The organism is Nonomuraea africana (assembly GCF_014873535.1).
Taxonomy (GTDB): domain Bacteria; phylum Actinomycetota; class Actinomycetes; order Streptosporangiales; family Streptosporangiaceae; genus Nonomuraea; species Nonomuraea africana.
Genome location: NZ_JADBEF010000001.1, coordinates 3,265,786 through 3,280,207, shown reverse-complemented (window position 1 = coordinate 3,280,207; position 14,422 = coordinate 3,265,786). Strand labels below are relative to the sequence as shown.

Annotated in this window: 12 protein-coding genes and 2 tRNA genes; 7 read left to right on the top strand and 7 right to left on the bottom strand. The window is 72.8% G+C overall.

Annotated features, from left to right (window positions below):
* Nucleotides 1-37: 37 nt before the first annotated feature.
* Both H4W81_RS15515 and H4W81_RS15510 read right to left on the bottom strand, forming a co-directional pair.
* Entirely contained in the window at nt 38-1,666 is a 1,629-nt protein-coding gene (locus H4W81_RS15515; protein WP_192775456.1) for a hydantoinase B/oxoprolinase family protein, read from the bottom strand.
* A complete protein-coding gene (locus tag H4W81_RS15510; protein ID WP_192775455.1) occupies nt 1,663-3,696 on the bottom strand; it encodes a hydantoinase/oxoprolinase family protein in 2,034 nt (677 codons plus the stop codon). Before H4W81_RS15510 ends, H4W81_RS15515 begins: the two co-directional genes overlap by 4 nt.
* A 403-nt stretch (nt 3,697-4,099) precedes the next feature.
* Between H4W81_RS15510 and H4W81_RS15505 the strand changes: the two genes are divergently transcribed.
* Together H4W81_RS15505 and H4W81_RS15500 are read left to right on the top strand one after the other, a co-directional pair.
* Nucleotides 4,100-4,174 (top strand) — tRNA-Leu (locus tag H4W81_RS15505).
* Nucleotides 4,175-4,185: 11 nt separating this feature from the next.
* A tRNA-Ser gene (locus H4W81_RS15500) sits at nt 4,186-4,278 on the top strand.
* 13 nt (nt 4,279-4,291) lie between these two features.
* Here H4W81_RS15500 and H4W81_RS15495 read toward each other — a convergent pair.
* The 3 genes from H4W81_RS15495 to H4W81_RS15485 are packed head-to-tail and all read right to left on the bottom strand — an operon-like array spanning nt 4,292 to nt 6,906.
* Nucleotides 4,292-5,305: an NAD(P)/FAD-dependent oxidoreductase gene (locus tag H4W81_RS15495; RefSeq protein WP_192775454.1), complete on the bottom strand. Its 1,014-nt coding sequence runs from the start codon at nt 5,303-5,305 to the stop codon at nt 4,292-4,294.
* Nucleotides 5,302-5,841 (bottom strand): isoprenylcysteine carboxyl methyltransferase family protein, encoded by a 540-nt coding sequence (locus tag H4W81_RS15490; protein ID WP_192775453.1) that lies wholly within the window; start codon nt 5,839-5,841, stop codon nt 5,302-5,304. Before H4W81_RS15490 ends, H4W81_RS15495 begins: the two co-directional genes overlap by 4 nt.
* A 6-nt stretch (nt 5,842-5,847) precedes the next feature.
* Entirely contained in the window at nt 5,848-6,906 is a 1,059-nt protein-coding gene (locus tag H4W81_RS15485; protein WP_192775452.1) for a type III polyketide synthase, read from the bottom strand.
* Nucleotides 6,907-7,032: 126 nt separating this feature from the next.
* Here H4W81_RS15485 and H4W81_RS15480 point away from each other — a divergent pair, with 126 nt between their 5' ends.
* On the top strand, nt 7,033-7,950 hold the full coding sequence (locus H4W81_RS15480) for a UbiA family prenyltransferase (protein WP_192775451.1): 918 nt from the start codon (nt 7,033-7,035) through the stop codon (nt 7,948-7,950).
* Here H4W81_RS15480 and H4W81_RS15475 read toward each other — a convergent pair.
* Nucleotides 7,940-9,103, bottom strand: a complete 1,164-nt coding sequence (locus H4W81_RS15475; RefSeq protein ID WP_318781756.1) for an NAD(P)/FAD-dependent oxidoreductase — start codon at nt 9,101-9,103, stop codon at nt 7,940-7,942. The two genes, H4W81_RS15480 and H4W81_RS15475, sit on opposite strands and share 11 nt — an antisense overlap.
* 526 nt (nt 9,104-9,629) lie before the next feature.
* Here H4W81_RS15475 and H4W81_RS15470 point away from each other — a divergent pair.
* From H4W81_RS15470 to H4W81_RS15455, 4 genes are all read left to right on the top strand, one after another.
* Complete coding sequence (locus tag H4W81_RS15470) at nt 9,630-10,466, top strand: MEDS domain-containing protein (protein WP_192775449.1); 837 nt, start codon at nt 9,630-9,632, stop codon at nt 10,464-10,466.
* Nucleotides 10,456-11,277 (top strand): ATP-binding protein, encoded by an 822-nt coding sequence (locus H4W81_RS15465; protein WP_192775448.1) that lies wholly within the window; start codon nt 10,456-10,458, stop codon nt 11,275-11,277. The genes H4W81_RS15470 and H4W81_RS15465 overlap by 11 nt, the downstream gene beginning before the upstream one ends.
* 221 nt (nt 11,278-11,498) lie before the next feature.
* Complete coding sequence (locus H4W81_RS15460; RefSeq protein ID WP_192775447.1) at nt 11,499-12,821, top strand: serine hydrolase domain-containing protein; 1,323 nt, start codon at nt 11,499-11,501, stop codon at nt 12,819-12,821.
* A 241-nt stretch (nt 12,822-13,062) separates the two neighbouring features.
* Nucleotides 13,063-13,425: a VOC family protein gene (locus tag H4W81_RS15455; RefSeq protein ID WP_192775446.1), complete on the top strand. Its 363-nt coding sequence runs from the start codon at nt 13,063-13,065 to the stop codon at nt 13,423-13,425.
* 147 nt (nt 13,426-13,572) lie between these two features.
* Here H4W81_RS15455 and H4W81_RS15450 read toward each other — a convergent pair whose 3' ends face one another.
* Nucleotides 13,573-13,914: a hypothetical protein gene (locus H4W81_RS15450; RefSeq protein ID WP_192775445.1), complete on the bottom strand. Its 342-nt coding sequence runs from the start codon at nt 13,912-13,914 to the stop codon at nt 13,573-13,575.
* Nucleotides 13,915-14,422 lie beyond the last annotated feature (508 nt).

The following is a 14,422-nucleotide window of genomic DNA, read 5'->3' as shown; positions in this document are numbered from 1 at the left end:
TCCCCGCCGCGCCGGTCGCGGCGCGGCGGGGGGCTTGCTATCGGGTGGTCATGCCCTGGGCGAGGTCGTGGGTGATGGCGTCGGGTGCGCGGTGGGCGGCCGGGCCGTAGCCGCCGCCGCCTCCTGATTCGCAGCGCAGGACGTCGCCGGCTTTGACGGGCAGGGCGTTGATTTTGAGCATGTGGCGTTCGTGGGGGGTGCCGGGGTTGAGGACGACGCGGGGTGGTGCGCCGGCGGCGCCGCCGGCCAGGCCCCATGCGGGGGTGACGGAGCGTTCGAACCACAGGGACAGGGAGGTGTCGCCGCGGAATTCGTATTCGCGGATGACGCCGTTGCCGCCGCGCCATTGTCCGTGTCCGCCGGTGTCGGGGCGGATCTCGTAGCGGGTGACGCGGACGGGGAAGAGGGTTTCGAGGACTTCGATGGGCATGTCGCGCAGGGAGCCGTTGACGTTGTTGATGAGGGCGCTTTCGCCGTCGCCGCCTTCCCATGCGCCCCAGCCGCCGACGGTGGCCTCCTGGGAGACGTAGAGCTTGCCGGTGCGGGGGTCGGTGCCGGTGAACTGGACGATGAGGGAGTCGCCGTAGGAGGCGGCGGCGGCCTTGCCGGGCAGGACGGGGGCGAGGGCTTTGACGACGAGGTCGATGAGCAGGCCGAGGTGGGAGTAGTAGTACTGGCAGGCGGCCGGTGACTGGGCGGCGAGCATGGAGCCGGGTCGGGTGGTGACGTCGAGGGGGCGGAAGGAGCCGCCGTTGAGGGGGACGTCGCCGCTGATGAGGAGTTTGTAGGCGACGCGGACGGCGGCGACGGCTTGGGCGGCGCCGCAGTTGACGGGTCCGGTGGTCTGGTCGGCGCAGTCGGTGAGGTCGACGTGGACGGTGTCGTCTTCGACGGTGACGGTGACGTTGACGGGCAGGGGGGTGTCGAGGTCGATGCCGTCGTTGTCGAGGTGGCCGCCGGCGGTGTAGGTGCCGTCGGGGATGGCGGTGATGGCCTGGCGTTCGAGGCGTTCGGTCTGGGCGAAGATCTCGTCGCGGGCGGCCATGACGGTGTCGATTCCCCAGCGGGTGACGATCTCGGTGAGGCGGCGTTGTCCGGTCATGGCGCAGGCGACCTGGGCGCGCATGTCGCCGAGGGTGGCGTGGGGGAAGCGGACGTTGCGGGCGATGATGTCGTGCGGGTCGCGGCAGGGCCGTCCGGCCTCGTAGATCTTGGTGGGGCCCATGCGGAGGCCTTCTTGGAAGATGGAGGTGGAGTCCATGGAGCCGCCGGGGTCCTTGGAGCCCATGTCGAGCCAGTGGGCGCGGGAGGCGGCGAATCCGGCGAGTTGGCCGTCGACGAAGATGGGGCCGTAGACGGTGACGTCGTTGAGGTGGGTGCCGCCGATGTAGGAGTCGTTGAGGACCCAGACGTCGCCTTCCTGCCAGATCTCGCGGCCGAACAGGCGCTCGGTTTCGCGGGTGCACACCTCGAGGTTGCCGAGGAAGATCGGCAGGCCGCTCGACTGTCCGAGGACGTTGTGGTCGCGGTCCATGAGGGCGACGGCGCAGTCCTTGGCCTCGTAGATGACGGGGGTGTAGGAGGAGCGGATGAGGGTGGTGTTCATGTCCTCCGCGGCTTGCAGGAGGGCGCAGCGGATGATCTCTGTGGTCACTGGGTCGATCATGAGGTCACCTTGATGATCAGGAATCCGTTGGCGTCGGGGGCGGCGAGGCAGCCGGGTGGGATGACGGTGGTGGCGGTCTCCTCGACGATGATCGCGGGGCCTTCGAGTTCGCCGTCGAGGGCGCTTCTGCGCAGCACGGGGGTGCGGTGGACCTGCCCGTCGAAGATCACATTTCGTACGGCGGGCGGGTGGGCCTCGGTGGTGGGCGTGGTGGTGGCGTTCTTGGGGAAGGTGCCGTAGCCGGTGCTGCGCAGCATGACGAACTCGACGGGGGCTTCGGGGGTGGCGTGGCCGTAGCGGCTGGTGTGCGCTTCGGCGTAGCGCTGGGCGATGGTCTGGAGGAAGTCGTCGGCGGTGGGTTCGTCGGCGCCGGTGAGCGGGATGGTGAGGGTGTAGTCCTGGCCTTCGTAGCGCATGTCGACGGCGTGCTCGACGCGTTGCCTGGTCTGGGGGACGCCCTGGCCGGTGAGGGCGGCCTCGGCCTGGCGGTGCAGCTGGGCGAGGGTGGTGGCCAGGTCGTGGCCGTCGAGGTCGTTCTGCTGGCGGAAGTAGGGGTGGGTGAGGTCGCGCCGTACGTCGGCTTCGAGCATGCCCCAGGCGGAGAAGGCGCCGGGGAAGCGGGGGACGACGACCTCGCCGATGCCGAGTTCGCGGGCGATGAAGACGGCGTGCATGGCGCCGGCGCCGCCGAAGGCGACGAGGGCGAACTCGCGGGGTTCGACGCCGTGTTCGACGGTGAGGGTGCGGATGGCCTGTGCCATTTTGGCGTTGGCGACGTCGCAGATGCCTTCGGCCAGTTGGAGGGGGTCCAGGTGGAGCTCGTCGGCGAGGGTGGCGACGGCCTCGTTCGCGGCGTCGGTGTCGAGCCGCATGAGGCCGCCGGCGAACCAGGCGGGGTCGACGCGGCCGAGCACGACGTTGGCGTCGGTGACGGTGGGCTGGGTGCCGCCTCTGCCGTAGCAGGCGGGTCCCGGTACGGCGCCCGCCGACTCCGGGCCGACGCGCAGCGCACCCGCCTCGGCGTAGGCGATGGAGCCGCCGCCGGCGCCGATGGTGTGCAGGTTGACGATGGGCATCAGGACGGGGAAGCCCTCGATGTGGGCTTCGGCGCTGACGTCGGGTCGTCCGCCGACGACGAGGGAGACGTCGAAGGAGGTGCCGCCCATGTCGACGCAGATGGCGTTCTGGTGGGCAGGGTCCCTGCCGAGGAGGCGGGCGGCGGCGACGCCGCCCATGGTGCCGCCGACGGGCCCGGACAGGAGGGTCTGCAGGGGGCGTTTCATGGCGTGGCCGGCGTTGACGAGGCCGCCTGACGACTGCATCACGTGGACGGGCACGGTCAGGCCGCGTTCGGCGAAGCGCTGCTCGATCCGGGCGAGGTAGGCGCGGACGACGGGGCCGGTGTAGGCCTCGAGGACGGCCGAGGAGGTGCGCTCGTACTCGCGCCATTCTCTGGCGACCTCGTGGCTGAGGACGACCAGGACGTCGTCGCCGAGTTCCTCGGTGAGGATCTGGCCCGCCCGGATCTCGTGGGCGGGGTTGACGTAGGAGAACAGCAGGGTGACGGCGACGGCGTCGAAGCCTTCGGCTCTGGCGCGGTGGGCGGCGCGCCGTACGGCCTGCTCGTCGAGGGGCTGGAGCTCCTCGCCGCGCCAGTCGAGGCGTCCTGCGGCCTCCATGACGTCGCTGCGCGGCAGGAGGGGGGTGGGTTTGCGGTAGCGCAGGTCGAACATGCGGTCGCGGTTGCCGCGGGCGATCTGGTAGACGTCGCGGGCGCCGGTGCTGGTGAGCAGCAGGACGCGGGCGCCCTTGCGTTCGAGGAGGGCGTTGAGGCCCTGCGTGGTGCCGTGCACGAAGAAGGAGATGCGCGCGGGGTCGGCCACGACGCGGCCGAGGGCGGCGAAGACGCCTTCGGCGAGGTCTGCGGGGGTGGTCGGCGCCTTCGAGGCGACGACGGCACCGCTCTGCTCGTCGTAGCAGACCACGTCGGTGAAGGTGCCGCCGATGTCCATGGCGACGCGATAAGTCATGGGGGCACCGTACGTGGTGGGCGAGGGCGGCGGCTGTGCAGGGCGCACAGCGGGGCGGCGGGTCGCGGGCGTTCGGCACTGGCCGGAATTAAATGGGTGGCGGCGCCGGATGGGCGGGGGTTAGCGTTGGTGGTGTCGGAAAGAGCCTGGAACGGGAAAGGGGCAGCGGTGAGTCTCCAGAGCAGTTCGCCGGTCCTGCTGTCCTGGCAGGCCGCCGGGTAGTCCCTCGCGGGATTCTCCCTGTGGCCGCCGCGGACCTGGTCCGGGCGGCTCTTTTTGTTCCCGGGCGCCGCTTTCCGTGCCGCCCGATGGCTGCCAGCGCTCGCCGGCCACACGGCGGCATCGGCAGGGCCCGTGGGCCGGCCCGCTGTCGAGCGGGCGCCGCGACGGGCACTTCAGCAAGGCCGCTCTAGCCCAACTGGCAGGAGGCGCCGCACTCAGGTCGCGGACAGTCAGGGTTCGACTCCCTGGAGCGGTACGCACGATCGTGGAGAGGTGCCGGAGTGGGCGAACGGGCACCCCTGCTAAGGGTCGCGGGGCCGGTGACGGCCCTCATGGGTTCGAATCCCATCCTCTCCGCCACGCACGGACGGGTTCAGGCCAGTGCGCGCACGACGGCGGTGAACAGGGCGGGCAGACGGGCGGCGGCAGGGACGACGAGCCGGGCGGCGCGGGGCCGGTGGGCGGCGCTCAGCAGGGCGCCTGTGAGCAGGCGGTGGGTGCGCGACAGGCGGCGCCAGGCGCGTTCGTAGTCCTGGGGACGGCCGGCGGCCAGGCAGCCGACGAGCGCGCGGGCCGACAGGGTGGCCAGGCACAGACCTTCGCCGGTGAGGGCGTCGGTGTATCCGGCCGCGTCGCCGACGAGCAGGACCCGCCCTGCGAGGCGGCTGCGCACACGCTGGCGGAGAGGTCCCGCGCCGCGCACAGAGGTGGCGGCCGGTCCGGCGAGTCTGGGCAGGAGCGTGGGGAAGGCGGTCAGGTGCTCGTCGAACCCGCGGCGCCGGGAGGTCAGGATGGCCACGCCCACGAGGTCGTCGGCCACCGGGGTGACGTAGGCCTCGCCGGCCGGTGACCAGTGGACTTCGACGTAGTCGGACCAGGGGGCGAGGCGGTAGTGCCTGCGCAGGCCGTAGCGGGGCGGGCGGCGGTCGGGCCGGCCCAGGTTCAGCCAGGCGCGCAGCGGGGAGTGCAGGCCGTCGGCGGCGACCAGCCATCGGGCGCGCAGTCCCGCGGCCTCGACGCCGTGCTCGTCCTGGCGGAGGTGGGTGATCTTGCCGGTGATGGTGGGGATGCCGAGATCGGCGGCGCGCGCGGACAGGGCGGCGTGCAGGGCGGTGCGCCGCACGCCGCGTCCAGGGGCGTGGCCGAAGGCGGCCCGGGCGCGAGTGGCCGCGTCGACGTAGTCGATGCCGTGCAGGGGGTGGCCGTCGACGCGTACGCCGATCGCCTGGAGGGCGGCGACGCCGCCGGGCATGAGGCCCTCGCCGCAGGCCTTGTCGACGGGGGCGGTGCGGGGTTCGACGACGACGACGTCCATGCCGGCCAGCGCGGCGTGGATGGCGGTCGCCAGGCCTGCGGGCCCGCCGCCCGCGACGATGATGTCGATCACGGCGTGGCCGGCCGTGGCCGGCCGGCGAGGGTGGCCAGGGCCTGGTTCTCGCAGCGGATCCGCACGACCATCAGCGCGGCGTTGAGGAGGGTGAAGGTCAGCGCGGTGATCCAGGCGGTGTGCACGAGGGGGAGCGCGGCGCCTTCGACGGCGACGGCGACGTAGTTGGGGTGCGGCAGCCAGGCGAAGCGGTAGGGGCCGCTCCTGACCAGGGGCAGGCCGGGCACCACGATCACCTGGGTGTTCCAGCGCGGGCCGAGCGCGCGGATGCACCACCAGCGCAGCGCCTGGGCGGCCACGACGAGGGCCAGCATCGGCCAGCCGAGGGCGGGCACGAAGGGCCGCCCGGCCAGGTGGACCTCGAGCAGGCAGCCGGCCAGCAGGCCGGTGTGCAGGGCCACCATCCAGGGGTAGTGTCGCTGTCCGCGCACGAGCGCGCCGCGTGCCATGCTCCAGCGGGTGTTGCGGCGGGCGACGACGAGTTCGGCCAGGCGTTCCAGGCCGACGAGCACGATGAGGAGCGAGTACCACGGCATCGGCGGCTACCAGCGCAGCAGGACGAGTTCGGAGCAGAATCCGGGGCCCATGGCGATGAGCAGCCCGGGGGTGCCCGGCGTCGGCGGGCGCAGGCGCAGCGTGTCGCGCAGCACGTGCAGGACCGAGGCCGAGGACAGGTTGCCGTTGGCGGCCAGGGAGCGCCAGGTCAGCTCGAGGGCGCCGGGCGGCAGGTCGAGGGCGTCGGCCACGGCTTCCAGCACCTTGGGCCCGCCGGGGTGGCACACCCACGCCGTGATGTCGCCGGCGGTGAGGCCGTGGCCGGCCAGCAGGTCGTGCACGTCGCCGGCGAGGTAGGCGCGCACGACGTCGGGGACGCCGGCGTCGAGCACCACGCCGAAGCCGCTGTCCCTGACCTCCCAGCCCATGACGTGTTCGGAGTCGGGGTAGAGGTGGCCGCGTGTGTCCATGACAGTGGGGCCGCCGGCCTGCGGGGGGCGGTCGGAGCCGCAGGCGACCACGGCGGCGGCGCCGTCGCCGAACAGGGCGCTGGCCACCAGGCTGGCGGGGGAGGCGTCGCCGCGTTGCAGGGTGAGGGAGCACAGCTCGACGGAGAGCAGCACGGCCACGTGGGACGGCCAGCCGCGCAGGTAGTCGTGCAGGCGGGCGAGGCCCGCAGCGCCCGCGACGCAGCCGAGGCCGAAGACCGGGATCCGCTTGACGTCGGGCCGCATCCCGAGGCGGGCCGCCACCCTGGCCTCGATGGAGGGCGCCGCGACACCGGTGACCGAGGTGAACATGATCAGGTCGACGTCGGAGGGGGCCAGCCCCGCCTGATCCAGCGCGCCGGCGACGGCCTCGACGCCGAGGTCGACGGCGGCGCGGACGAACGCGTCGTTGGCCGCGCCGAAGCCGTCGAGCTTGGTGTACTCCTCCAGGGGCAGGACCAGGTGGCGCTGGTCGACCCTGGCACTGGCGTGCAGGCGGTCGAGCAGGCGGCGGTCGCCGCCTTCGGGGAGGAAGGACCGGGCCGCCAGAGCGGTGAGGTCGGACTGCGGATATCGGTTGGGGGGCAGCACGCCGTGAACGGCTGCGATCCAGGTCATCGAGCGCCCTCCGGATAGCGGTTGCCGGAAGGCTGCCCGAACCGGTGGCTACTATGCCCATGGGATGGCATGGATCGCTGCTTCCTATGATCGGTGCTGCCGGCGATCGATGGGGTGTGACGGACGATGGGCACGGCGCGGGCGCTCAGGGGGCTGGCCGGTAGCTGCCATCCGGGGCCGACCGCCGCGGTCACCGTCCTGGTCACCGTGCTGGCCGCGGCCGCCGGGCGGGACGCGGCCGGGTGCGCGCTGGTGTTCGCCGCGGTCCTGACCGGTCAGCTGTCGGTCGGCTGGTGCAACGACGCGGCCGACGCCGATCGCGACGCGGCCGCCGGGCGCGCTGACAAGCCGATCGTGACCGGCGCGGTGAGCGTGGTGGCGGTGCGTCACGCGGCGCTGGCCGCGCTGGCGCTGTGCGTGCCGCTGTCGCTGGCCTCGGGGGCGGCGGCGGGGCTGGTGCACCTGGCCGGGGTCGGGGCGGCGTGGGCCTACGACCTCGGGGTGAAGGCGAGCGTGCTGTCGTGGCTGCCGTACGCGGTGGGCTTCGGCGCGCTGCCCGCCTTCGTGACGCTCGGTCTGCCGGGCGGGCCCTGGCCCGCGTGGTGGGTGGTCCTGGCCGCCGCTTCGCTGGGCGTTGGCGCGCATCTGGCCAACGTGCTGCCCGACATCCGGGCCGACCTGGCCGCGGGCGTGCGTGGCTGGCCGCAGCGGCTCGGGGCCGCCAGGGTCTCGGCGCTGCTCCCGCTGCCCCTGCTGGCCGCCACCGCGCTGCTGGCCTTCGGCCCGTACGGCGCGGCGGCCGCGCCGGGCTGGGTCGAGTCGTCCTGGTTCGCATCGGCTGGGTTCGCGTCGGTCGCGTCGGTCTGGTCCGTGCTGGCCTGGTCCGTGCTGGGCTGGGTCGCGCTCGGCGTCGCGGGCGGGCTGGCGGCCGGGGGTCTGCTGGCGGCGGGCCGGTGGCCGAAGGCGCCCTTCGCGGCCGCGGTCGCGGTGGCGGGCATCGACGTGGCGCTCCTGGTCGCCAACGGCGCAAGGCTCACCGGGTAGCCGCGCGGCCGCGCAGGCTCGTCCTGATCCAGCGGGTCATCACGGCCGCGGCCAGCGGCACCGGCACCGTTCCCGCGCCCAGGCCGACCTCCACCAGCAGGTCGAAGACCTCGGGGCGGCGGGCGGCCGTGGCGATGGCCGCGTCGATGAAGCCGGGCGACTGCGCGGCGCGGGCCAGCACGTCGGTCGTGCGCAGATGCCTGCCGAGGGCGGCGCGCAGCCGGCGCCGGTAGGCGGTCAGCGGGTCGCCGGCCGACAGGATCGCCGCCTCGCCCGCGAGCCTGCCCGACAGCAGCGCGTAGTAGATGCCCTCCCCGGTGAGGGGGTTGATGAGGCTGGCGGCGTCGCCTGCCAGCAGCACCCGGCCGGCGCCCGGCAGGGGACGGCCCGGCGACAGCGGCAGGTGGTGGGCGCGCAGGTCGCGGGCGGGCAGGTGCGGCAGCAGTTCGGCGAGCCTGCCGTGCAGCACCTGGCGGCCGGGCAGGCCGGTGGCGTGCAGGGCCGGCAGCAGCATGCCGAAGCCGACGTTGGCGGTGCCGTCGCCGATCGGGAAGGCCCAGGCGTAGGCGGGCCAGCCGGAGCGCTGCATGGCGATGAGCTGGGCGTCGTCGTCGCCGTCGGGCAGGTCGGCGTAGCCGCGGACGGCGATGGCGATGTGCCGTTCGGGAGTCGGGCGGAGGCCGAGCAGCCGCCGTACCGTGGAGTGGGCGCCGTCGGCGGCGACGACGGCGCGGGCCCGCAGCTCCCCGTCGACGACGACGTGGCCGTCGCGGGCGGTCAGGGCGCGGACGCGGTGGCGGCGCACCTCGACGCCGCGCGCGCGGGCGGCCTCGACCAGGCGGGCGTCGAAGACCAGGCGGGGCACGACGTGGTTGGGACGGGCGACCCTGGCCGAGACGCGCACGCCGCCGGGGGAGATCACCGACAGGCGCTGCGTCGGCCGGTAGTCGGCGAGCAGGCCGGGCAGGCCGAGCAGGGCCAGCTCGTCCCTGCCGTGCGCGGCGATGCCGTCACCGCAGGCCTTGTCGCGGGGGAAGTCGTCGCGGTCGAGCAGCAGGACGGCGGCCCCTGGACGCAGCTGTTTGGCGCGCAGGGCGGCCGCCGCGCCCGCGGGGCCGCCACCGACGACCAGCACATCCCAGAGGTCTGTCACATCGCGCTCCTTCCTCTTCGGCGGGGGCCGAAACCGGGCCCGCACGCGCGAATGCTCTTTCGGTCGCCGCCAGCCACCCCTGCAACGGTCTTCCACAGGCTCCCGCGCCGCCAGCCATCCCGTCACCGTCTTCCACCGGCTCCTGGCTGGTGGCCATGCCGAAGGGGTCGGCCGTCACCCCCTTCGCGGCTGATGGCGGCCTGAGACGGTGACGAGGATCGATCACGCTCTTCCGCCGTTCCAGGCCGGTGCCGGCATCGGGGGTTCCTGGATCGAGGTGAGCGCGGCCGGTCTCGGGGTATGGGGGGTGGCCGGTGAAGGCCGAGGTGATGGCATCGAGGCGATGGCGTCGGGTGATGGCGGAGTCCGTGACGCGCCGCCCGGAGGGCCGGCGGCGGAGGTCGTTGCCGCCTCCACGGCGGCGATCGATCACTATCCTTGGGCGGTTGACGATGCGGATCGCGGACACGGCCGCGGTGGGGATGGTGGCGTGGTGACGTTGGATGCGGATACGCAGATCACGGATTTGAGACTCAACGACCACGCCTGCCTCACCTTCGGCGAGCCCGAGGAACTGCTCGACCTGACCGCCGCCTACATCCGAGACGGACTGGCCGGCGGTCTGCGGGTCGTATGGTTGAGCGAGGAGCCGCAGGGAGCGCTGATCGAGCTGAACCGCCGGGGGATCGCCACGCAGTCCACGTCCGCGACGGGACGCATGGAGATCAGGGCCTGCCAGGACGGGCTGCTGGCCGGGCAGAGCTTCGCGGTCGAGCAGGCGATGGGCTGGTTGCGCGGCCAGATCGAGCTGACCGAACGCGGGGGATACGCGGGGCTTCGGGTGGCGCTCGACATGAGCTGGGCGCTGCGGCCGATCAGCGGGATCGAGCAGCTGCCCGCGTTCGAGGAGGAGATGGCGGTGGCACTGTCGGGCACCAGCGCGTCGGTGCTGTGCCAGTACGACCGGGACCGGTTCGACCCGGTCACCCTCGCCTCGGTGTCGGCCTTCCACACGCGCTCGGTCGCCGCGGCCACCTACCACAACGACCCGCTGCTGCGGATCTGCCGCCAATACGCGCCACCGGGCATCCGGCTGGCCGGGCAGATCGACCAGGCGGCCGAGGAGTCGCTGGCGCTGGCGCTGGCCGAGGCCATCCGGGTCGACGGCGACATCACCGTCAACATGGCCGAGCTGTCGTTCATCGACCTGCCCTGTACCCGGATGATCATCGATGCGGCGCGGAGCCTCGCCCCCGCTCGCAAGGTCGTCCTGCGCTGCGGCAGCGCGGTCGCGGCGCGGTTCGTCCTGCTCGGGGCGGCCGCCGTTCCCGGCGTCAGTCTGGTGACCGTCCATGACCGGTGACGGAACCCTGAACACCCCGCCGGTGTCGGCTGACGGCAGGGGCGTGGCGCCCGACGGCGCGCCGCTCCTGGACCAGGGGTTCGACGCCGATTCCCTCTACGCGCTGCGCGCGGCGCTCGAGGCGCACGTCACCCAGGCCGGGCTGCCCGAGGGCAGGGTCAGCGATCTGGTCATCACCGTGCACGAGTTGGCCACCAACGCGGTCCTGCACGGGGCGGGGGCCGGGCGGGTGCGGGTCTGGCGGCGGGCCGGGGCGCTGCACTGCGAGGTCAGCGACGAGGGACGGCCGCGCGCGGCCGGACAGCCCGGTCGGTCGGCTGACCAGTGGCCCTACGAGCACGGGCACGGGTTGTGGATCGCCCGCTACCTGGCCAACCGGCTCACCGCGAGCTCCGGCCCGCAGGGCAGCGTCGTCACGGTCGTCTTCGACCTGCCGGGCGCCGACCGCCGTTCGACGTTCGGTCTTTCGCGGCGGGCGGTCGGCACGCACATCGAGCTGGCGCTGTCCGGCGATCTCGACCGGCGGGCGGCGCAGGAGGTCGGCGCGGCCGTCCAGGCGCTGCTGGCCGAGCACCCCGCGCCGCGCCTGGTGCTGGACCTGACCGCGGTGACCTTCTGGGACGCCATCGGCATCGCGGCCCTGGTCACCGCGCAGCAGCGGGTCGACGAGACGTCGGCGGGAGCGATGTTCCTGGCCGGCCTGTCGGACGAGTTCAGGCGGCGGCTGGCGGCGCTCAGCCCGACCGGCTTCACCTTCTGCGACACGCCCGAGCACGCCGTCCGGCAGCTGCCTCCGCCCGCGGACCGGTGAGCGGTCGCCGGCGTCGCGGCCATAGATCACCGGCTACGCGGGGCCTGCGCCTCCCTGGTGCACCCTGATGGATACTGAGGCACCTCGGAGCCGGATCGAGCGCTACCCGCCGGTGCCGGCCGTCCGCTCGGGTGCGTGGCCGAGTGGCCTGGACGAAGAGCGCGGCGGAAATGGTGCGGGCGGACGAAGCCCACCACTCTCGCTGTCAGCAGGATGAACGAATGGCTGACCTCAACCACCTGCAGAGCCTGCTGGACAGCGAGGCGAGATCCTTCCGTGTCCCCGGTGCCGCCGTCGGCGTGCGTTTCGACGGCGTGGACCACGTCCTCACCACCGGTGTCACCAGCGTCGACGCGCCGGTCCCCGTGACGGGCGACACCCTGTTCCAGATCGGGTCGACCACCAAGACGGTCACCGCGACAGCGATCATGCACCTCGTCGAGGGTGGCCGGCTCGACCTGGACGGGCGCGTGCGACGGTATCTGCCCGGCTTCAGGCTCGCCGACGAGCGGGCCGCGGACGAGCTGACCATCCGGCACCTGCTCACCCACACCGGCGGATTCCTGGGCGACATCGACGACGGCGACAGCTGGGACACCTCGGCGCTGGCCGACTCGATCGCCATCTACGACCGGCTGCCCCAGCTCTTCCCGCCCGGCGCGCTCGCCTCCTACAACAACGCGGGGTTCCGGCTGCTCGGCCGGGTCGTCGAGGTCGTGTGCGGCGAGCCGTACGAGAAGGCGGTCAGGCGCATCGTGCTTGAACCCCTGGGCATGAGCTCCAGCTTCTTCTTCCCCTGGGAGGCGGCGACGCGGTCGCACGCCGTCGGGCATGTCGTACGAGAGGAGGGCCCGCGGGTCGCGCACACGTGGGGGCTGTTCCGCGACGGCATGGCCGAGGGCGGGCTGGTGTCGTCGGTACGCGACCAGCTTCGCTACGCCGCATTCCACTTGGGCGCGAGCGGCGAGGCACCGGTCGGAGCCGCCACCAGGGAGCTGATGCAGGCGGAGCACGTCCGGGTCGGGGCGCCGTGGAGCGGCATCGGGCTGCCGTGGCTGCTGGAGGAGCAGGCGGGCGTGCGGCTGGTCACGCATGGCGGCAACGTGGGCAACCTGTGGCTGTCCACGTTCGTGCTGGTACCCGAGCGCGGTTTCGCCGTCACCACGCTCACCAACTCCGCGCCCGGTAAGGCGCTGGGCAAGCTGGTGACCGACTGGTGCCTGGAGCACCTGCTCGACGCCAAGCCGCAGGCCGTACGGCTGGCACTGCGTGATCCCGCGCCGGAGTACGCGGGCAGCTATGACGCCGGGCAGTGGACCTTCGAGGTCGACGAGGGTCTGACGGCGCGATTCGTGCTGCGCCCCGAATTGGTGGCCGCGGGGGTGGAGGGTATGCCCGATATGCCGCTGGCGCTGGTCGAGGGCCGTGACGAGGTGACAATCGCCGCCGACCCGCAGCGCGTCGTCGGCCGCTTCCTGCGAGACGAGGCTGGTGAGGTCGCATTCCTGCACCTGGGCGGCAGGGCGGCCAGGCGGATCCGCTGACTTGCCGGGAGTGAGGACGATCGGAGCCGGATCGTTCGCCTGCACGCCGTGTGACCGGCGCGTGTGGTCGTGGAGCGCGAGCTCCCGGCCGGCCCTGGCAGCGGGCCACCGCCCTCGGCTGGAATCGTCGCGCCTGGTGTGGCCGGCAAGCTGACCGGGAGGACCCTCACCACCACGGCGGTGACACGGCTGTGCGGGAGGGGTGAAGGGACCGCGCCCGGGGCGCGCTAGGTTGCCACCCATGAATCACATCGGCTTCGGCCTCGTGCTCGATGTCGCCGACCCGGACGCGGTCGCGCCCTTCTGGGCGGCGGCGCTCTCCTACACCGTGGTCGGCGGGGTGGGCAACTACGTCATGCTGCTGCCAGAGGGCCGCAGCGGCCCGAAACTGCTGCTCCAGCGCGTCCCGGAGGGCAAGACCGGCAAGAACCGCATGCACCTCGACATCGACGCCCCCGACATCGAAGCGGAGGCCGAGCGGCTGCAGGCCCTCGGCGCGCGGCGCCTCGAACCCGGCCAGGTGCAGGAGCACGGGCACCGCTGGATCCGGATGGCCGACCCCGAGGGCAACGAGTTCTGCCTGTCCGAGGCCGCAGCCGCCTGAGCGCGGCGAGTACGTGATCACAGAGGCGTACGTCCATCCGTCGCCCGTACGGCCCGAGATGGCAGGATGCTTCCTCAAGGTCGTGACGACGGCAGCTGACCTGATCATCTTCCCAGCAGACGATCTTCTTGCCCGCCGAGCAGTTGGTTAGCGGATGAAGCCGCCCACCACCAGGGGGAGGGAAGCGTCCAGACCGGCCATGTTCAGGACGCCCCCGTCGTGCGGATCGCCGATGGTGTGGCCGGTCGCGGTCATCGCCGCTACCACCACGCGGGTGTTTCCGGAGATGGTGCGCCGGTAGGAGTCGAGCGCCTGGGAGGCGTGCTGGCGGCCAGCCCAGGTCTCATTGTCGGTGAAGACGATGATGCCATCGACGGCCAACTGCTCGCGCTGTGCCCACGTGAAGGGCAGGCTCAGGTCGGTGCCGCCGCCCGAGGGGCTCCAGGAGGCGATCTCGCGCAGGTTGGTGCGCGGCGTAAAGCGGGCCAACCGGTCGCACGCTCGCCTGCGCAGTCCCGGCGAACGTGCCAATGCACAGCGGCACCCTTACGGCCGGCCCGCAGGCCGACGGGGTTCGCCGTGGTGGCGAGTGCCTGGGCCGCGGCACGGTCAGGGTGGCCGTCGAATCGAGTACCAAGGACGGCGGTGAGCGCCGCCACCAGGTGGGAGCACCGGCGGCGGCAGTCAGCGGAGCCGTATCCGGATCGGGGCCAGGACCAGGACCAGGGTCCTGGTCGCGGGCCGGGGGAAGGATCCAGGGCCCCGGTCCGGATCATCCGCTGCCAGGAGGTTTGCCGCCTCTCGGACTGATGGTCTGGATATCGGGCGGGAGCCCCCGGCAGACGTTCGTATTCAAGTCCGTCCGCCGGAGGACATCGTGATCCGCGCCCTGACCGGATACTCCACCAGACACCCATGGTGGGCAGCATCGAATCTGCCGGGAGGCAAAGAATGATTATGAAGAGTGTGGGCTGGCGTCGTTTCCATGCGGTCGTGG